The sequence below is a fragment of the Streptomyces sp. NPDC093111 genome (genome assembly GCF_040683955.1).
Classification (GTDB): Bacteria; Actinomycetota; Actinomycetes; order Streptomycetales; family Streptomycetaceae; genus Streptomyces.
This window is the reverse complement of sequence record NZ_JBFBNW010000007.1, coordinates 199,509-218,439: the sequence shown is the minus strand read 5'-3', so window position 1 is coordinate 218,439 and position 18,931 is coordinate 199,509. Positions and strand designations below refer to the sequence as shown.

At 65.2% G+C, this 18,931-nt stretch carries 19 protein-coding genes and 1 pseudogene; 3 read left to right on the top strand and 17 right to left on the bottom strand.

Going from position 1 to position 18,931, the window contains the following annotated elements; genetic code table 11:
- Positions 1-20: 20 nt before the first annotated feature.
- The 4 genes from AB0Q96_RS14280 to AB0Q96_RS14265 all read right to left on the bottom strand — a co-directional run bounded on the left by AB0Q96_RS14280 (position 21) and on the right by AB0Q96_RS14265 (position 4,586).
- Entirely contained in the window at positions 21-887 is an 867-nt protein-coding gene (locus AB0Q96_RS14280) for a hypothetical protein (RefSeq protein WP_365325114.1), read from the bottom strand.
- A 6-nt stretch (positions 888-893) separates the two neighbouring features.
- Entirely contained in the window at positions 894-3,290 is a 2,397-nt protein-coding gene (locus tag AB0Q96_RS14275; RefSeq protein ID WP_365325112.1) for a phage tail tape measure protein, read from the bottom strand.
- A 388-nt stretch (positions 3,291-3,678) separates the two neighbouring features.
- Entirely contained in the window at positions 3,679-3,903 is a 225-nt protein-coding gene (locus AB0Q96_RS14270; RefSeq protein ID WP_365325110.1) for a hypothetical protein, read from the bottom strand.
- A 119-nt stretch (positions 3,904-4,022) separates the two neighbouring features.
- Positions 4,023-4,586 (bottom strand): hypothetical protein, encoded by a 564-nt coding sequence (locus AB0Q96_RS14265; protein ID WP_365325108.1) that lies wholly within the window; start codon positions 4,584-4,586, stop codon positions 4,023-4,025.
- 68 nt (positions 4,587-4,654) lie between these two features.
- Between AB0Q96_RS14265 and AB0Q96_RS14260 the strand changes: the two genes are divergently transcribed.
- Entirely contained in the window at positions 4,655-5,197 is a 543-nt protein-coding gene (locus AB0Q96_RS14260; protein WP_365325106.1) for a hypothetical protein, read from the top strand.
- On the opposite strand, the gene AB0Q96_RS14255 is transcribed toward AB0Q96_RS14260, so the two are convergent.
- The 11 genes from AB0Q96_RS14255 to AB0Q96_RS14205 form a co-directional block, all read right to left on the bottom strand.
- Positions 5,190-5,573, bottom strand: a complete 384-nt coding sequence (locus AB0Q96_RS14255; protein WP_365325427.1) for a hypothetical protein — start codon at positions 5,571-5,573, stop codon at positions 5,190-5,192. The two genes, AB0Q96_RS14260 and AB0Q96_RS14255, sit on opposite strands and share 8 nt — an antisense overlap.
- A gap of 20 nt (positions 5,574-5,593) precedes the next feature.
- On the bottom strand, positions 5,594-5,839 hold the full coding sequence (locus AB0Q96_RS14250; RefSeq protein ID WP_365325104.1) for a hypothetical protein: 246 nt from the start codon (positions 5,837-5,839) through the stop codon (positions 5,594-5,596).
- Complete coding sequence (locus tag AB0Q96_RS14245) at positions 5,836-6,183, bottom strand: hypothetical protein (protein ID WP_365325102.1); 348 nt, start codon at positions 6,181-6,183, stop codon at positions 5,836-5,838. Before AB0Q96_RS14245 ends, AB0Q96_RS14250 begins: the two co-directional genes overlap by 4 nt.
- Entirely contained in the window at positions 6,180-6,731 is a 552-nt protein-coding gene (locus AB0Q96_RS14240; protein ID WP_365325100.1) for a hypothetical protein, read from the bottom strand. Before AB0Q96_RS14240 ends, AB0Q96_RS14245 begins: the two co-directional genes overlap by 4 nt.
- 192 nt (positions 6,732-6,923) lie before the next feature.
- Complete coding sequence (locus AB0Q96_RS14235) at positions 6,924-7,880, bottom strand: major capsid protein (RefSeq protein WP_365325098.1); 957 nt, start codon at positions 7,878-7,880, stop codon at positions 6,924-6,926.
- A gap of 89 nt (positions 7,881-7,969) precedes the next feature.
- A complete protein-coding gene (locus AB0Q96_RS14230) occupies positions 7,970-8,524 on the bottom strand; it encodes a hypothetical protein (RefSeq protein WP_365325096.1) in 555 nt (184 codons plus the stop codon).
- Between the two features lie 11 nt (positions 8,525-8,535).
- On the bottom strand, positions 8,536-9,450 hold the full coding sequence (locus AB0Q96_RS14225; RefSeq protein WP_365325094.1) for a hypothetical protein: 915 nt from the start codon (positions 9,448-9,450) through the stop codon (positions 8,536-8,538).
- 65 nt (positions 9,451-9,515) lie between these two features.
- Positions 9,516-10,511, bottom strand: a complete 996-nt coding sequence (locus AB0Q96_RS14220; protein WP_365325092.1) for a phage portal protein — start codon at positions 10,509-10,511, stop codon at positions 9,516-9,518.
- A gap of 76 nt (positions 10,512-10,587) precedes the next feature.
- The gene (locus AB0Q96_RS14215) at positions 10,588-10,956 is read right to left on the bottom strand and encodes a hypothetical protein (protein ID WP_365325090.1); all 369 of its coding nucleotides are present in this window, start codon (positions 10,954-10,956) and stop codon (positions 10,588-10,590) included.
- Positions 10,957-10,970: 14 nt separating this feature from the next.
- Complete coding sequence (locus AB0Q96_RS14210; protein ID WP_365325088.1) at positions 10,971-12,668, bottom strand: terminase TerL endonuclease subunit; 1,698 nt, start codon at positions 12,666-12,668, stop codon at positions 10,971-10,973.
- On the bottom strand, positions 12,649-13,146 hold the full coding sequence (locus AB0Q96_RS14205) for a phage terminase small subunit P27 family (protein WP_365325086.1): 498 nt from the start codon (positions 13,144-13,146) through the stop codon (positions 12,649-12,651). The genes AB0Q96_RS14210 and AB0Q96_RS14205 overlap by 20 nt, the downstream gene beginning before the upstream one ends.
- Positions 13,147-14,245: 1,099 nt before the next feature.
- On the opposite strand from AB0Q96_RS14205, the gene AB0Q96_RS14200 reads away from it, so the two are divergent.
- Entirely contained in the window at positions 14,246-14,806 is a 561-nt protein-coding gene (locus AB0Q96_RS14200; protein WP_365325084.1) for a hypothetical protein, read from the top strand.
- Between the two features lie 283 nt (positions 14,807-15,089).
- On the opposite strand, the gene AB0Q96_RS14195 is transcribed toward AB0Q96_RS14200, so the two are convergent.
- On the bottom strand, positions 15,090-15,443 hold the full coding sequence (locus AB0Q96_RS14195; protein WP_365325082.1) for an HNH endonuclease signature motif containing protein: 354 nt from the start codon (positions 15,441-15,443) through the stop codon (positions 15,090-15,092).
- A gap of 889 nt (positions 15,444-16,332) precedes the next feature.
- Positions 16,333-17,937, bottom strand: coding sequence for a recombinase family protein (locus AB0Q96_RS14190; protein ID WP_365325080.1), 1,605 nt, complete (start codon positions 17,935-17,937; stop codon positions 16,333-16,335).
- Positions 17,938-18,058: 121 nt separating this feature from the next.
- On the opposite strand from AB0Q96_RS14190, the pseudogene AB0Q96_RS14185 reads away from it, so the two are divergent.
- A pseudogene (locus AB0Q96_RS14185) lies at positions 18,059-18,754 on the top strand (MFS transporter); the annotation flags it as partial.
- Between the last annotated feature and the right edge of the window lie 177 nt (positions 18,755-18,931).

Genomic DNA, 18,931 nt, shown 5'->3' with positions numbered 1-18,931 from the left:
GAGCAGCGGTAAGGGCTGCGTTAGCCGGTTGCACTGTTCGTCACCTCCACCAAGTCCAGGCCGATATCCCGGTAAGAGCCGTCCCCAGGTGTGGCCGAGGTCCGGTACCCCGTGATGCTGTACGCAGGGCTGCCCTCACCTATCGGGCGCGAGCCGGCGAGTAGCGCAGCGGATGTATCTCCGAGACTGAGAGCTGCGTAGCCCGTAGGGAAGAGTCCAGTTGCCTTTAGACGCACGGCGGGCCGCATGAAAGCCGCATTCGCCGGGCTGGTTGCGACCAGTGGCCGAGCCGTATCCGTCTGCACGGCGGAGCTAATGAGCGTCTTAGCGCGGGTATACCAGTGCAGATACACCCCTTCCACCTTTGACGAGTAAGTGGGAGAGGAAGCCGTCTCGGGCCACCAAGTGATCCGCTGACTAGCGGGTACGGGGAAAATTGACCAATTCGGGTTGACCCATGAGAGTTCTGCTGCTCCACTCGCAGGCACGATTCGCACATCGGCTACCTGACGGAACGGCTCCGTTTCGGTAGCCATGAACGTAATTTCTCCCGGCACCACACCCCACTGAGCGGTGCTGCCCCTTCCCTCGGCCTGACGGCTCCCCAACATGTTGGACGAAAGAGGGTCGATAACGGCTAGAGGTTCAAAGCTGTAGCTTTGTCGGGCGAGCAAATCTATGTGGCGGACATCCTCGGGCATCATTGCGGTCCACGTCAGCTTGTACCTGCGCGGCGCATTGGACGGTGTCCATGTCGTGATCCCGCCAGCCAGCGAGCGGAATTCGGTGACGCCGAGATCAGGGCTGCGGTCAAATGAGGCAGCGCCGTCACGGATCTCCCGCAATCCGCCTTCGTTCGAAAATCGGCCCGGCACGCCGATCCACATCTAGTGTCACCTCCTTCCTATCTGCCGTTGCCCCTCGGCCACGGCACGAGCAATTTCCTGCGCCCCGATCTTGACTACGATCTCCTGACGCTCTCGACGTTCAGCGATCATGCGGCCAAATTCTTGACGCCAGAATTGGGTCAGGTCGTCAAGGCTCCGCTTGGGCGCGACCTTCCCCGCAGCCTTGTACGTATCGACTCGGGGAACCGTGACCATGGCCCGGAGACGGGCGTCGAGAACATGCTGTGTCTCGTCGATTCCGTCGACCACACCGGGTGGAATCCATCGGCCAATTGCGTCCCGCATGAGACGCGAGGGAGAGTTGATCCCGAGAGCCGACGCGATGGGGCCGGGGATAGCATCTTTCGCCCAGCCAACGAGCTTGTCTTTGAGCCACCCGGTCATTTTTGAAATGCCGTTCCACAGGCCGTGGATCAGGTCACTCCCCTTGTCGGCGAGCAGTCGGCCGAAGTCGCCGAGCGACTTCTTGATCCGATCAGGCATGCCCTTCAGCCAGTCGACGAACTCGCCAAACTTGGCTTTGGACTTCGTACCGAAATCGGCAACCCACCGCACCGCATCCACGAAAGCCCCGCCCAGCTTTCCGATCCAGCCGATGATGTTTCCCAGCCAGTCGATAGCCGTACCGAGCACCGTGAAAAGTCCGGAGAAGATCGGGCCGGCTAGCCGGATAATCACCGGAATCACCGCACCAAGGATCTTCGCAGCAAGCTGAGCCACCCACGTAATGATGGTCGACACCACGGAAATTACCGGCTGCGCCTTCTGCACGAGCTCGGCCAGCTTTCCGCCGATCATCTGTACAGCAGGGGTGACTCGCGTCGTAACGAACTCTGCGAACGCCGAAAAGATCGGCTGGACATTCTCAAGGACCGTCGTATAGATCCGCATAGCTGCGGGGATGATGGTCTCGGTGAAGATCCGCGCTAGGCTAGTTAGAACCGGCATAACCGAGCTGTAAACCGCGCCGTACAGACCCATAAAAGCGGGGAGGAGCTGAGTGGAAACCACGGCCCACAGGCCCCGCAGGGCGGGTAGCATCGTCGAGTTGAAGAGCTGCCCGAGCGCGGTGAATCCTGGAGCAAGAGAGTCCCGGGCGGTCGCGCCAATACTGGCCAGGGTTTGCCCGAGCCCGGCAATTGACTGCCCGCCGGCCCCGGATGCGAACACCCTGAAGAAGCCACCGACCACGTTCCGCGCAGTCGAGAGCGCGGGGCCGAGAACGCCGCCGACCGTGGAAGCGAGCGACATCAGCGGCGGCAGTACCTTGTTCCCGATGAAATTGGAAACACCAACTTCGAGCGACCGCTTGAACTGGTCGATCCGGGCCGCCGCGTTATTGTGCAGCGCATCACCCATATTGGTTGCTGCCCCCGCTGTGTCCCCGAGCGCCTTAACGGCGGTCTTGGGGTCCATGGCGAAGAGAGCCTGCCCAAGGTCCTCGGCTTTCGTGCCGAAGAGTCCGACTGCCGCCGCATTCTGTTCCGCCGGGTCCTTGATGGCCTTGATGCCGTCTAGAACTTGCTGCAAGCCCTCTTTGGCCCCGGCACCACCACCCGCAATTTTGCGGGTCATCTCCTCGGCATTGAGTCCGATGGCTTTATAGGCGTCCGCGCTGGACTTACTGCCGTCCGTCGCCCGGATCTGGAATTCCTTCAGAGCATCGGCCATTGTGTCCGTGTCTCGGGCGCCAGCCTGGAGACCCTGGGACATGAGCCCCATGGCGTCCGCAGCGGAAAGCCCGAGGTCACGGAATTTGGTCGAATACTCGTTGAACGTGTCGGCCATGTCGTCGGCCCTCGGCCCCATCCGCTGCATTCCAGCGGTGAGGATGTCGAGCGCTTCCGTGCCGTCCTTGGCAAGCCCGTTCTTGAGTATCTGACCAACAGCATTACTGGTCTGGCCTAGGTCCAGCTCGAAAACGTCCGAAAGGTTGGCGACCTTGCCGGTGATCTCTTCAATCTGCGCGTTGGTCGCATCCGGAGGAAGAATGCCCGAGCGCATGACGCCCGAGATTGCCGAAGCCGCTTCCTCCACGGACCCCGTGATGCCGTGCGCGTAGAGCTGTCCGGCGGCCTCGCCGTAACGTTTCGCCTCGGCGGGAGTACTGCCTAGGGACGCCTGTATTCGCCCGTCGATACGAGTCCGGTCCAGGGCATCAGAGAACCCCTTGACCAATAGGGCGGCGGCAGCGATGCCGATAGCGGCGAGCCCGCCCTTGAGGACCCCGCCCATTTTGCCGGTGAAACCTTCGCCGGCTGCCTGCCCGCCCTCGGTGCCCGCGTTCTCGGCGGGGCCGGTCACCTGGCGCTGTAGCTCGGCCGCGAACCCTTGCACTTCTGGAACGATGGACACGTAGCCCATGCCAACTTCAACGGCCATCAGCCTTCACCCCCCGGGCCGGGCTGCCACCGGGCGAGATACGCAGCGACTTCACGCGAGTCCCGCTCGGTCCCACCGATCCGATCCGGGCGAACACCCGGACGCGGAATGGGAGTTGGGCGACGGCTCGGCGTCCGCACCCCCTCATTCGCCCTCTGCCAGTTCGCTTCCGCGAGCCGGTCGTGAAGCGCTGCGAGTAGCTGCGTCTCCAGCGTCCAAGCGGAGTCCTCGCCCCCGAGTGAGCGTCCTAGCGCGGACTCGGCAGGAAGGTTGGTCACCAGGGCCCGCAGCCTGCGCCATGTGAGCCCCGAGCCCGGCCGGAAGGCGTCCCGGATGTCGGCGCGGTAGTAGCGCGCTAGGTCCGCTTCGATGGCCTCTCCGTGCTCACTCAGGAGTCGGCAGAGGCCGGCGATTCCCCCAGCGGCGTACCCTCATGGCGCTGCCACTGACGGAAGAGCTCGCCAAGTGCGGACAGAGGAATCGGCAGCTCGTCGAACACCGGCCACTCGGTACCGAGGCCAGCCCTGAGTAGCGTCTCAATGTCCGTTGCCGACGGGTTATCGACGTTCACGGTCTTGAGAATCTTCTTATCGAGCTCTCCCGCTGCGGGCATCTCGAAAAGGTGACCGGCGGTAGTGAATCGGAAGGGCTCACGGCGAGCCTCGCGGACCCAAACGTCAAGATCAAAAGCAGAAGTAGACAAAAGTCCCCCTGTGGAGTTGCTGAATGCGGTTAAGCTGCCGCTGCGGCAGACCAGGCAGGGTCATTGCTGTACTTGAATGCCACCGTGTTGTCCGGGCCCGGATAGGCCGTAATGGTGAGCTCGTACGCAATGGCCTTGTCGCCCTTGTATGTGATGTCACCGGTTTCGGTGACTTCGCCGTCCGGAATGACGATCCGGATATGCGAGTCACCGTCGATGACGTCGAACCCGAAAACTCGGCGATCCGGCCCCGGAGCCTTGACGGCGAGCACGCTCTTGCCGGAAGTCGTGACCACCTTTGAGCCCTTGTGGTACAGCTCAAGCACCGTCCTGCTGGTCTCGATGGCCGTAAAGGAAAAGGTCATCTCGGACGAGCTGATTACCTTGCGGACTGTCTGCCCGCCCTGCCAACCCTTGATCTCGGAAGAGTCGGAAGAGTTCGACTCGGTAATACCGTCATCGGCGATCCATCCGATATCGGTGAATGCTGCGCTCCACGTGGACTCGGAATCGGTCGGGACCGTGGTCTTGGGCGGTGCCACATACGCGGCGCCGGTCACGGCAACGCGAACAGCGTTGGCGGAAAGAGGCATGGGTGTCCCCCTAGTGAGTTCTTGGAAAAGGCCAGCGACGCGACATCAGCGGCAGTACAATGCGCGCCATGGACGCAGGATTGGCCGCTGTATGCGGCGCATTAGCAGGAGCGGCAGGCGCCGTTGGGGCGGCTTTCATGACATCCCGGGCGCAGTGGAAAGGTGCCCGGCTTGCGGCCAGAGCCGAGCATGTCCGACAGCGTCGAGACGAACGAGCCGAGCGCTATCGGGACTTCCACAAATCCGCTCTAGAGTTCGGTCGCGTGCTGAACCGACTTTCGTACAACTATGACCCGGCTGTTTTCACGAGCAGATTTGGGGATGCTGTAGTTGACGCGAATGAGCTGTGTCAGGTGGCAGGAATGGAGGTCCACTTTTCAGGGCCTAGGTCAGTCGGGAAGGCCGTACGCGCGACGCTTGCAGAAATGAACTGGATAACGAACCAGGTGAGATATCTCTGCGTGACGTCTAGAGACGGTATGCCGTCGGGAGGGCAAGAATCTTTCGCCGAAATGCAGCGCGCCATTGAAAAAGTGGAAGACCTTTTTGAGGCTTTCTCTCTAAAGGCGGCGGATGCGCTCGATGATTACGGCGAACGACGGCCTAGATAAGTCGCCCCCGCACATGTACTTCCACGGCGAACGCGTAGCGAGGGGTAGTGGTCTGGTCATCGGGCAGCCACATCGGGCCGCCTACCTCCCGCACGCCGTACACCGTGACCCCTTCCCGGACGCCCGGCATCGCGTGCACCAGGGCGCGGACCAGCTCGGCAAGATCGGCGGCGGCAGCTTCGGTCTCGGCCCATGCGTGGATGTCGAGCCGGGGCCGGTCTGACACGACCGTCTGACGCGTGCCCCCGACCCGTTCCACCCGGACGAACCGAGGGGGGCGGGTAGCGGGGATGCGGGAGACGACCGGGACCGGTTCGCCGGCTGCCGCGAGAGCGGAGCGGAGATAGGTGGTCACCACGGCCACGGCGTCCGGCATGACGACCACGGGTCGGGTGTTCAGTCGGCACCGTCCAGCCCGCGCAGCAGCGCCCGGCGGGTCCGTTCGGCTGCCCGCATCCGCTTGTAATCGCCGATCACAGCGGCACGCCAACGGCGCGTCCCGAGGGCCGAGTCTGTGCGGAAGTCGCCTCCGTCTGAGCCCGCAGCGGACGCGATGCGCTCGGCCACCCGTCGCACCTCGGCGCCAACGTCGGTCGTCTTCATGAGGAAGTTGATCCCGGACCTGTTCGGGCGGAACTTCATCCAGTTACCTCCTTTAGCCGTGCTTCGGTGTGGTGGTGTCGTCCTGCGACGGTCCAGCGCGCCGCGTCCCCGTCGACGTCGAGTAGCCGGCCGAGCGTCGCCACCCGGTCCCCGGGCTGTAGGTCGACATCGACACCGCGACGCGTGGTCAGGCGCCATCCGGTGACGACCACGGGGCGGTCCCCGGTGGCTTCTGTGGACACGTCGGGCTGGACGGACACGCGGCGGACGGTCGTCCTGGTTGCACGGGGCCAGTCGCGTTCCGAGGTCTCGTTGCCGTACCGGTCGACGATGTACGGCGCCCGCAGGATGACGACCGTCTGTGTGTAGTGCAGCGCGGTCACCAGGGCCGCCCCTTGCCGAGCTGCACCACGGCAGCGCGGGGGCGGTATCGGGCGAGCTGGTCCCGCTCGATGGGGGCGAGGCTCGCGCCGATGGTCTCGGCCGCGTACGTCACGGACACGCTGCCCACGGACTCTTGCCGGAGATCGTTCGGGTTGGTCAGCACCCGTCCGGCGAGGGTCAAGACGATTGCCCGCACGGGGGCGGGAACGTCTGCATACCCGTGGGAGTAGGTGACGACTACGGACCCGTACTCGGCTGGGAGCCACAGTTCGTCCCGCCAAAGCCGGTACTCGTCCGGGCGTAGCTCTCGGCCTCCTGCGCGAACCAACTCGACTGACACGACAGGCCGTTGGGGAAGGTTGACCACGTGGTCCCGGGGGGAGAGGGCGACCGTGCTCGTCCCCCTGGTGAACCTCTGCCGTGCCTCGCTGCGGACGATCGCGCTTGCGGTGTCGAGCACCAGGGCGGCGCCCTTGGGCAGCTCGTCCGGCTCGCGCTGCATCCACGCGGCAAGCTCGTCCACGGTCGCCAGTGCGGGGAGTGCCATTACGCGTTACCTCCCTTGGTCACTTCACTGTCTGAGCGCCGCACGCCAGACACCGCGAAACGGTCCGAGGGGCCCCGTAGGAATCGAGAACGGGAAAGCTCTCGACTCGGTCCGGGACGCCGCACGAATCCGTGTGCGGAATCTTCGGGGCGGACGCTGTCCGCTTACGCGGTGGCATTCCGTCCCTTTCCGTTACTTGGCGAGCACGCCGTTAAGGCGAGCAGCGCCACGACCGCCGAATACTGCGAGTCCGGTGTAGAACTCGATTCGCGTGCGGTAAGCCGGCTTGGACTCCAGCTCGCCGAGGTCGGTTACCTGAATTCCACCGTTAGTGAGACCGGTCACCGCGCGGTCGTCCTCGGCCTGACCGAAGCGGACGGCGTAAATGGAAGACGCGTCCGTTGCGGTGCCCTGCGTCTCCGTCTGCGGAAGGATGTCCGCACCGGCAGCAGTCTGGCCCGGGTCGAGCAGGGGAATCCCGTTGTACGTCGGGACGGTCTTTCCGGTCAGAGACTCGCGGACCATCTCGTAACCGCCGATCCGGCGAGCAGCCGACTTGATCTTTGCGATAACCGCGCGGTTCGCGTAAAGCGCGCCGTTGGCGTTGGTCAGACCCGGGACCTGCGCAATCAGCGCGTCCAACAGGTCAAAGAACGCGTGCGAGTCCTTGCCGTCGGTGCCCACGATCGGAGCGCCGTTGGTACCCGCAGAAATGACCTGCGCGCCCACGAGCCGCTTACGCAGACCGTCGAATCCCTTGGGCTCGGTCGCGACGTCGCCATTGAAAAAGGAATCCTGGAACTTGTAGGCGGCGGCCTTGATCTTCATGCGCGTCTGAACGGCACGCTGATCGTTCAGGTTGCCCCTGGTCTTAACAATGAACTTGTCCACGTCGGCGTCACCGCCGAGGATGACCAGGCTTTCCGACTTCTGGTTTACCGTGCCCGTGCTCTCGGCATACGCCTCATTGACCGCACGGAACTGGACGCCGGGCAGGGTGCCTTCCTCGTTGTAGGCGTAGGAATTGCCCTCGATGGTGAGTAGCGGAAGCCGGTCCAGGATGCTGGATTCCTGAACGAAAGTCTCGATGACGCCGCGCTGTAGATCGGTGTTCGAGAGCTTTGCGGCCTCGGGAAGGGTAAGTGCCATGTGCTGAGTTCCCCCTTATTTTGGGCATGAAAAAGGGGACGGCGTCATTTAGGCGCGTCCCCTGGAATAGGTGGTGAAGGGTGCGGGTGCTACTCGGCGTAGGCCCGACGTAGACGGTCGAGCGGGGTCGCCGGCTCGGGCTCGGCGGTGTCGTGCTGACCGGCGCCCACGTCGCCCCATGACGGAGCGGGAGTGCTCGGGGCGGTCTCGGCTGCGAGATAGGGCTTGGCCTTGAGCAGTGCTGCCACTGCCTTGCCGATCGCGTCCGTATCGATGTCGCCCCCGGTATCGACCAGGGCCGCGACGTCCACCAGGGCGAGGGCGTCCGCCGGGTCGCGCAGCTTGCCCGCCGCAGCCGCACGCAGCTCGGCGCGGACGAGCTGCGCTGTGAACTCGCCCCGGATCTCGTCGCGGAGCGCGTCAAGGTCTCCGGGCTTCTGTGCCGCATTCGACCGGCGGAGCCGTGCCGCTTCCGCTTCGGCGGTCTCGGCTCGCTTCTCGGCGGCCTTGACCGCGTCGACCTGGTCGCCCTCGGTGCCCGTGCCCTGGTCGCCCTGCGGTGAGTTGGCATTGCCCGTACCGGGCGTGTTCTCGTTCTCGCCCTCGGGACCGTTGCCCGGGGCATTCTGCGGGTCGTCTGCCATTGGTGTTCCCCCTACACGATGTATCCGTGTTTCTTGAGCATCGCTATTTGGTGCTCGCGGTCGTCTCCCGCGAGTTTGAGAATGGTCTCGGGCATGAGTCGGGCCTCGGTGGCGCGCTCATACCGGGTGCCGCCGGGAACCTTCGCGAACGGGCCGAGATTCTTGCCGCCGATTCCGCGTTTGGTCGTTCCCTCGGTCGTGACTTTCATGGGCCCTCGCCCAGTGGCAGCAGTAGCCAACCCCCGGCGCGCGTTGATCAGTTGCCCGAGGTCTGCGCCCGCTTCCAGTGCCTTGACCCCTGCGGCCCCGAGCCGCTTCCGCTGTTCGGCGGGGCTCATCTCCCGAAATAGATCCTCGGGTGTCTTGGTCTGTTTCCATTCGGCATCGGTCATCGGCTCCATTCCGCAATCGCAGCGGGGATGCCGTTTGAAACCAGTGGAATAGCTGTACTGCCGCCCCGAAAGGATGATGCAGCGAGCGCAGGCCGGCAGCCTCACCACTCGCACATACGAGACGCACCGAGGGTGCGCGGCCATGCCGATGGACGTAGCTGTACGGGCCGTGTCGGCTACCTGCGTGCTCGCCATCATCGCCATTTGCGTTAGGCCACGGAGTGCCGCCACTTCGGCGCTCTCGCCGGCTGCGAGGGCTTGAGCCGTAGTGATGGCAGGGAGTTGCAGCAGCGAGGCGAGCGGGCGCCCGTCCGAAGCGACACCCACCAGGGCGGACGGTTCGAGCAGCCCGAGCGGGGCCGCAACAGCCCCTTGGGCCGCCATAGCGGCACCGACGAACGCTTGGGCCCCCTGCGCCGCAGAGAGCTGCCCTGCGGTTACCGCTGCGAGGATCTGCCGCCCCGCTTCCCCTTGCATCGCGGACAAGATCCGGTCGGCCGGTACGTCACGCCAGATTCCCTGTACAGCTTCCACAACCGCCCGGGAAACACTCTGGACTTGCGCGTATCGCTCGGCCGCTAGATCAGCCGTGCTCGGCACTACGAGGCTCCCACGGACGAATCCTCGGGCGCATCGTCGTCGGCCTGGTCGTCGACCTCGGCTCGACCGGGCTTCGGCCCGAACAGCTCGGCGACGTTCCCGCCGAGGATCGCGCCCGCCGCATCCGTACGCATGGTCTTCCACCGGTCGATTTCGTCCGGAGTGACCCCGGGGATTCGCTCCCACAGCGCTTCATCCGGGACGCCAATGGACTTGAGCTTGACCAGCGCATCGGAGTATTGGGCGTCAGACCTGAACTGCGGGTCCCGCCAGACCACGGAGCCAAGCGCAAGGGATTCCGCCCGCCGCGCCTCGCCCTGCGCGAGGGCTTCAAGGCGCATGATCTCGCGGAGCGCCGAGCCGAAGTGCCGTTGCATCTCCGATACCTTGGCGATTAGCCCCGCTTCCGATGCGGCGAACCCGTCGGGGCTCACGTTGACGAGCTGACCCGCCAAGTACGAAGGCGGGGTGCGGGTTTGGGCCGCAATGTGCTGCACCGCCACCTCAATAACCTTGAGATAGTTCTCAAGATCAGCGGCGGAGAACTCGGCGATTTGCGCGCCCTGCTTCTCAAGCCACAGCAGACGGTCAGAGCGGAAGCGGTCTAGCGGTAGATCCTCCTCGCCGACGACTTCACCCGACTCCGGGTCCACGATTTCACGGACGGGCCGATCCATCCCGAGCACCGCCCGTGCGGGCAGCGCAAGACCGTCCGACGCGGTCATTAGGTGTGCCCACAACGTGTTCACGGCATCCTGTAGCGGAAGGACCGTCGCAATCTCGGACCGGGGTTTTCCGTGTAGCCGCGAGCGGTTCGGCAGCTCGACCAACGGCACCACGCCGAGGGGATTCGGAACGTGACTCGGCTCGCCCCGGGAAAGCCCTGCGGTGCGGCCCGTCCACTGCCCGCCCTCGCAGATCGGGCGCTGCCACCGGTAAACCATGCTCGGCGTGAACAGCGTTGCAAACTCGGTGTCGTAGTCCCGCCACGTCATAAGCCCCGCCTTACGAAGCCGACGGCGACCAGGGACGTATTCGACTATCGCGCTCCCAGCGTGCTGAAAGGTGATCTCAACTGCCATCGTTATTCCAGACCAGGGCATAAGACCGCCCCGTGATAAGAGCCTCCAGCAGAGCTAGGCCGATCTCAACATCGGCTTCCGAGCGCTTCCACGCCTTACCGGCACCCTTGTCAATCGACCCGTCTTCCAGACGGAACCCGATCGGCATAAGACGTTCAACCGTCGCGTCGGGCACCACCGCGCACCAGTTATCGGAGAATCCATCAAAGAGCCCGCCTGTCTGCGTGCTGAATTCTGGCGAGGCAAACAGTAGAGGACGGTCACCCTCGTATGCGTCGCTCCACTTTTTAGCTTGGTGCCTACGTCGCTGCACCTTGCCGTACAGCCGTTCCGTCATCTGTAGCGGTGTTTCCGCCATGCGTCCCCCTTGTACTACGCGCTCGCCGCACGGGCACGCTTGATCGGCCGACGGACATATCCATCCAGAGCCATAACCGCCGCAGCGATACCGTCAATACGGGCGCTCGACTTTCCCCGGTCAGGTTTCACGGGGCGCAAATTGTCGTTCCCGTCCCGGTACACCTCGACTACCGACGCATTCCAACGCAGGATCGGGTTTCCGCCGTGGTGTATTCGGCCCTCGCGGAGCAGCCTTTCAAGCTCTTTACTGCCGGGGCTCATCCCTAGATAGGTCTGCGCGACCGGCACCACGTCCACACCACGGGTTTTCTGTTCGATGCGCTGGACGAGCTGCCCGGCAAACATCCGGTCGTAACTGATTCGCTGTACGTCCAGCCGGCGACAGTCCGCGATTATCTGTTTCTCGATGGCGTCATAGTCGATCGCGTCACCCTCGGTAAGGGTCAACAGGCCATCGGCAGCCCACTGTCGTAGCGGGACCTGTAGCTGTTGCTCCAGCTCGTCTACGCGTTCCTCAGGCAGCCAAAAGCGAGATATGAGTTCCAGCTCGACCCCGGGCTTGCGAGACTCCACAGCGAGAACCCACGCGGAAAGGTCCGAGACCGCCGAGAGGTCCACCCCGCCCCACGCCCGCCGGAACCGAAACGTCTTGTCGTTCACCGGGCCGTTGTTCTCGTCCCACAGCGAAAGCGGGAGCCACCGCGAAGCGGCCCGCATCCGGCGGTTGAGCGACAGACGACAGAACGTCGGGAAGTAACTCGGCGTCGAACGTGCCTTGTTCGCCTCACGCCGCATATACGCGAGCGAGGGAGACGCCCCCAGACCCGGGTTCGCTTTTCGCCACGTGCTCTCTGCGAACGGGTCGTCTTTCTCCTCGGCTGCCCAAATCACGCCGTAATGACCGGGATCCGAGATCACAGCGTCCGCACAGCGGCGCGTGTACGTGTGTTTCTCGTCGTAAATGCTGCCCTCGGTGCCCTCATCAGCCGTCGTGATGTAGATGATCAGAGGCTGGTCACGGGCACCCGTGCCCGTCTCGATAGCGTCGATGAGATCACGGCGCTTGTGCACGTGGACCTCATCCACGATCGCGCCGCTCACATTCAAACCGTGGGCAGTCTCGGCAATCTTGGACAGCGCGCGGAAGATGCCACCGGTCCTCGGCACCCGGATAAGGCCCCGCAGTACCTCTACACGGCCCCGTACGGCCCTACTGGTGAGAGCCATACGCTTAGCGTCATCAAAGACGCGCTCGGCCTGTGGAAGCGAACCGGCAGCCGCGTACACCTCTGCGCCGATTTCGCGATCTGCGAGCAACAGCACCAGGCCGATGCCGGATGAAAGCGTGCTCTTGCCGTTCTTGCGAGGAACTTCGACCCACGCCGAGCGGATCACGCGGACAGCGCGCCCCAACTCGGCGTCATGGGCGAGCCATCCGAAAATCGGGGCGATTACCCAAACGATCTGCCACGGCGAGAGCTTGAGCCGCGAGTTACCCCAACGCCCCTTGGTGTGCTTGAAGGTCTGAATCGCATCAACGGCCCGCCGAGCGGCTGTTACATCGAAGTAGGCACCCGGGGCACTCTGCGCTTGGGCCGCAACCACCAGGGGGCGGGATTCGAGCGCGTCGGCTATCTCGTCCTCGGACAGCCCGAGTTCGCACAGTGCGTCCAGCGGGACGGGGAGGACATCAGTCGAAGATTCCGTCATCCTCGCCCCCGCGATCGTCCGGCGGAGTCAACCGGCCACGCGCAGAGGGAGACAGACCGAGTTCACCGATGTACCGGGCAAGCTGCGTGCGGTACTGGCCGACGATCGTCGTCGCACCGTTCTTCTGCCACCCGCGCTCGCCCTGCATAAGGATTCCGTTCGCGGAAATCTCCCGCTCGCACTGGTCGATGCGCGCAACGCAGACGCAGTAGTCCGTGAGCGTCGCGGTGTCCACCGTGCCGATACCGGCCGTGAACTCCAGAACCGGAACAACACGGCGCCACTCGCGGGAAGCAACGTTTCTGCACCGCTCGTTCACCGGGCCCTGATCTCCGGGCACGTCCGCGAACGTGTCCGTCCAGTCCGGTTCGGACAGCTCGGCAGGCGGCACCCGCACCCCCTCGGAGATCGGGCGCTTACCGGGGTTACCCTCGCGGACCACCTGCAACGGCGGTGTCTTTCGTGTCGGGTCGGCCATTCCTTCACCCCTTCCACGGGTCGTGAGCCGGCCGCGTCGGCACCATGCCGTCGCGGATGAGATTGGTGGGGGTCATCACCCCGGCGAAGAGCAGGAAGAACGCCATGGCAGCCCGCGCAAAGGGCGGTAGCTGCGGCGCTAGCTTTTTGCCTCCCTGCCGCTCAGTTGGCGAGAGGGTCGGGGGTACCCCCCTGGTCAGAACGGCGGGCGCTCCAGCGACTCACGCCGCGAGCGAGCCTCAGCAGCCCAACCACCAGGCTGGTGCCGTGCCGTCTCCCCGTTGTGGCACGACGTACACAGCGGACGCAGATGCTTCGCCGCATCCGGATTTGCCTCACCCCGAGCGACCAGCTCTCGCCGGCTCAGAGGGAAGTGGTCCGCCACGTTCGCCGCTCGACCGCACAGCACGCACCACGGGTTTGCGTACAGGTACGCCTTCCGGATGCGCTGCCACCGCGTCGTGTACACCGAGCCGCCACGCGACGCACGGTCCTGGTTCGCCTCACGCTCGTGAGCGGCACAGCGGCCACCACGGGCAGTCAGCTCGGGGCACCCGGGTACCGAGCACGGGGGACGGGGTCGTCGGGGCACGGATCACCTCCCAGGGGTGGCGCAAGCACCAAGGGCGCGCGCGGATCGTGTACGCCAGCTCTACATACCGCTCGGTATGCATAGCTGAGCAGGTAGAGGCAAATTCGCCAGGCTGCGCCAGGGCTCGCCGCCTTCCCTGCCGCACGGCGCGTCAGGTGGGATAGGGCTCCACGGCACCGGCACAGGAGATGTAGCCATGACGCTTAAATCCGAGACCCGCCCTGCAATCGAACTACGCTTAGGTGGGCTGCACTTGACCGTGCAGCGCATCCCGTCATGGCTCGTCGCCCTGATCACCACCGCCGGCGGGGCAGCGGGGACGTGGTGGGCGCAGCGGTAGGAAGTCCGATCGCCGGTCGGGCCCGTGCGGTCAGTTCGTGGCACATGAGCGTCAAGCACAGAGACGTAAGCCGCGCAGGCGAGGCCGCCCTCAGCCCCGAAGCCCAGGCCGTGTCGGTCGCGACGGCTAGACTCCGGGCGTACGGCACTCAACCCGTGGGGAGGTGAAGTGATGGAGCCAAAGCGCAAGATTTGGGCGGATACCGGTGTGGACATCGATATTCTTCCAATCCTTGCATCGATCGAAGATGTGGACGGAAGCCCAGACGTTTTCCGAGAGCAGATCTGGCGACTCGGGACTCTCGCCCACGACCGTTCGAAGGTCTCAATCCGCCTCTGGGGCGATGCTGACTTCAAGGCGGCCGAGGCGATCGCTCGCCTGGGGGACCTCCGTCAGCCTCGCGGCACTCGCGACCGGCTTAGGGGTGCCGCTGAGGATCTGCGGTCAGCAGTCACCGTGACTGAACGACGTTCGGCGGTTCGCGAGTTTCGTGCGGCTCTCGCCGAGTTTCTTGACTGCCTGCTGCGGTTCCTCGTGCGGGTGCTCATCCTGCTCCTGTCCCGCATGTTGGGCCGCGTAGGAGCCGACGACGTTCCCGTGTGGAAGCCGGACCCCATCGACGCAACGCCACAGATCACACCCCGAGGACCGAACACTGCCTTCCCCGTGACCACCTACCGGGGCGGGCGTCGCAGCAGCGCGCAGGGGAGCGCCGTACTCGCTGCCTAGACAGCCCGTCGACCAAGCACGGTCGAAAGGCTCGAAGATCATGTTTAGCCTGCCGGAAAACGCCCCTTGGTGGGCGCTGCTGGCCGTATCCGCGTTCCTCGCTGTTGTCTTCGGTGGTATCCAGCTGTGGCGCCACACGTGGCCGCAGAACAGTCGGGACCGACGCATTGTCATCGAAGGATGGCAGCGTGACCGCGCCGAGCGGCGTAAGGAGCTCGGCCGCAGGAACGATCAGCAGAACCGATAGCCGCTGCGGGACCGGGGCCGTTGTCGTACAGCACCTTCACGAAGTGCGGCACGGCCCAGCAGCGCCGAACTCCGTACGCGTCTTCAGCGCGTGGCACCCCCGGCACAGCACCTGAACGTTGCCGTCCGTGTCGGTCCCTCCCATAGAGAGGGGCCGCACATGGTCCACGTCTACACCTGCCGTGGGGAAGTCGCTTAGGCACCAGTCGCACCACGCGGTCCCCTTCCGCTCGATGATCCGGCGGAGCCGTGCAGCAGCATCGTTCCGGGCCGCCCGTCGTCGACTCCGGGCTCGACGGGTACGGACCGTCGGGCGTTCCTCGTACGCCCCGTGATGGGTCTTGCAGCGGCCCCGATGGGTCGCCGGCTCCGTGCAGTCGATACAGCGCATGGCGCCCCCTCGATGTCGTCGGCCTGGTCGTCGTTCTCTACGCGCCCACCCCCGGACTCGAACCGGGGACCTCTGCGGCCGATATCCCGGACGAGCCGGGCCGGTACCGCGCACCTCTGCCGTTGGGTCAGTGGGCTTGGTCGTCCTCGCCGGCGGGGCCGGTCCGGACACGGTGGGGACCGCACGCGCTTACGACCCCTTTCGGCGCCCCCGGTCAAGGGGCGGTTACTCATGGGAGGTGCGGTCCCCGCGCTCTGCCACACGACCCCTGCGGCCACCCCCGTAATGGCGGGGTGCGTGGTGCACGGGCAGAGCTGCGAGAGAGCGGGCACTCAGTCCGCCAGGTTCCCCCTCGGGGTGGGTGCGCGGTAGTCCCGCTCTCTCTTGCCCCAGTAGTAGGGACCGAAGGTGTCCCGCGCCCTCGCCGCTTCGTGCGGTGGACGGTCGGGGTTCGCTCGGTTCCTCCCTGGTGCCCCAGTAGTAGGGACCGAAGGTGTCCCGGGGGTGCCGAGCGGTGTCGGTGGTGACGACAGAGACCCCGGTTTCTCTTTCTCTGTATTTTTTCTATGCGTTCTAAAAAGTGTCGAAAGTCGTCACTCTCAACACCTCCTTGCCCCGCTGGTCGGCCTCGCCGGCGAGCGCCCCACAGCCCCGAGACGGGCAGCAGAAAGCCCCGGTGGTCCGCGAGGGACTACCGGGGCGGGGCGGGCTGGTCGTACTGCATTTCCGGGCTCTAGAGACCGTCGTGCACCAGCCCTACCCCGCACACTCCATGTCGGCACGGGGTACACCGAGCCTATCCGGGGCCACGGGTGCCCCCCCCTGCGGGCAGCAGAAAGCCCCGGCAGTCACAGGGACCGACCGGGGCTCTCTTGGGCCTACACGGGGCTTACGCGGCTTGCTCGAACTCGTCCGTGTCGGGCTCGGCCCCTTCCGGGTCGGCCCACACGACGGTCACGCGCTCGTCACCCACGAACCGCTTCCCCTTCCCCGGGGACTTGGACACGATCACGCGGTCTATCGCCAGTCCCAGCAGATCCCGCCGAAGCTGCGGGGCGGCTGCCTCCCACGTCTTCGCTGCCTTCCCCTCGATAAGGAACGTGATGTCTACACGGTCCTCGCCCGTCAGTTCCCTCACCTTGTCTTCGGCAGCGTCGAGCCGCTTTTCCGCAGCGATCTTTGTAGGGATGCGGTACTTAGCGGACCGGCCCGAGTAGAACCCCGCTCGGTCGTCGGCGTGGAACTTGTCAAGCTGCGCCGACGCGGCTTTCAGCTCGGCCCGTGCTTCCTTGACCTCTGCCGTCTCGCTCGGTCGCTGTAGCTGTTGCCAACGCTCGGCAACAGCGATCAACAACGGGTCGTCGTCGTCCGACGCGTGCAACCGGGTCGACCAGAGATCGACTACGTAGGCTTCCAGGGGCTTTTGCATCACGTACGTAGGCGCCGCACAGACCCCGCCCTCTGCCGTGAGATCGCAGCGATAGCCCCGTCCGCTCTTCGTCATCGCACCGTTGCAGCCCGCGCATATGAGCTTCCCGGAGAGAGCGTGTACGGGGAGCCCGTCTTTCGGCTTGGGCTTCGTCCACTCGGCACCAGCGAGAACGCGCCGTGCCTTGCTCGCGAGGGCCGAGGGGATCATCTCGGGCAGCGTGCTCGGTTCCACGCAGCGGACAGGGGACCCGTTCGCGTCCATGTAGCGCGTAGCGGTCTCGGACGCCCCGACTGCGACCGTCAACCAACCCTCGTACACAGGGTGGTGCAAGATCTTGAGAATCTGCGGGGCACGCCATTGGGCCCCCGTGATCGTGCGGAGCCCAATCCGATTGAACATCCGCGCGAGTGCACGGGCGGCGGTTCCGGCCGCTACCGCGTTGAAAATGCACTCAACAACTTGCCACGGGGTGACTTCCTCTCGGGTGCTGACGAGACACGTGTACGGGGTGTGGTTGGGGCTCAAGCGGCGCGTGTCAGGGTGTGCCGTGAGGCCGAACGGAGCTTTAGCGAGCCACCGTCCTTCGTTGCGCTGACGCCCCTTGGTGGTGGTCACGTTGTGGCTCAAGCGCTGCGAGTATTCGCGGGCGTTCTCGGCACGGTCGATGATCCATCGGCGGTCTCGCTCGTCCATCGAGTCGAGCCGTTCGTAATCGAAGATCACGCGGGCTTTGCCGAGGATCGGCACCACCGACTCAGCGCCCTTCCGGCTGAACCGGTCGAGCGCGTAGCACCACAGCGCGGGTACCTCGCCGTTTAGTACGGCGGACATGGCGGCGTCGTACTTGGGGCGCCGCACGTCGCTCCACGCCGACAGGTTCTCTTTCCAGACCTTACGCACGCAGTATTCGTGCTCATCCGCCCACGCTCGGCCCCGCTCTTCCTGCGCCCGGATGGAAAGGGCGCGCTCGCCCTCACGGACCACTTTCGACTTGCGGAGCAGCAGATCAGCCCACGGTCGTCCGTGGCACGCGCAGGCCCCGCCCTGAGTGGGTGTGTTCATGTCTCCGGTAGGGACCGAAGGTGTACGTGCGTTGCGTGTCAGGGTGGCCGTTGCCATCGAGACCCCTAGTGAACTGCGGGTTCGGCCCGCTACCGGTAGGTGTCAGGGTGTTTCGCCTACTGGCATCGCGGTGCAGCTCACCTTCGGCGTCGTGATGGGCATCTTCTTCCTGGTCTGGACGCTCTACATGCAGATCGGCCTCGGCTGGACCCCGCTCCACGCGGGTCTGACCGGTGTGCCGTTCTCGATCGCGGTCTCCATGGCGGCGGGCCTCTCGGTGCAGCAGCTGGTGCCGCGCTTCGGCCGCAAGGTGCTCCAGGCCGGCGCCCTGACCATGGCCGCGGGCATCCTGCTCTACCTCTTCGAGGCGGGCCGGTACGGGACCGGGATCCACTCCTGGCAGATGATCCCGCCGCTGGTCGTGATGGGCCTCGGCATGGGCCTGATCGTCGCCCCGCTGACCGACGCGGTCCTCTCGGAGGTCCCGCGCGAGCACGCCGGTTCGGCCTCCGGCCTGATCAACACGACCGGCCAGATGGGCAACGCGCTGGGCCTCGGCCTGGTGTCGGTGGTGTTCTTCGGGACCATCGACGACGAGCGGCTGGCCCGCTTCCCGGCGGAGACGGGCGCGGCGTTCACCGACGCGTTCCAGAACTCGCTGGGCTGGGCGGCGGCGGTGCTGGGCGCCATCTTCCTGATCATGTTCGCGCTGCCGGCCAAGCCGAAGCAGCACCTGGAGGGCGGGGACGACGGCGAGGAGCCGACCACCGCCCCGACCGTGACCACGGTGGAGAAGGAGACCGCGCTCGTCTCCTGATCGGCGACGAGCGGCGGTCGGTGGCCGACGGTCGGTGGCCGGCGGTCGAGGCAGGCCGTGGGCACAAGGCCCCGGCCCGGGATTCCCGGGCCGGGGCCTTCGGCATGCGCGGGGAGGGCCCTTCGGCCCGAATGCCCGCGCGATGCCCGTTCCTGCCCGTATCGATGCCCGATCGCG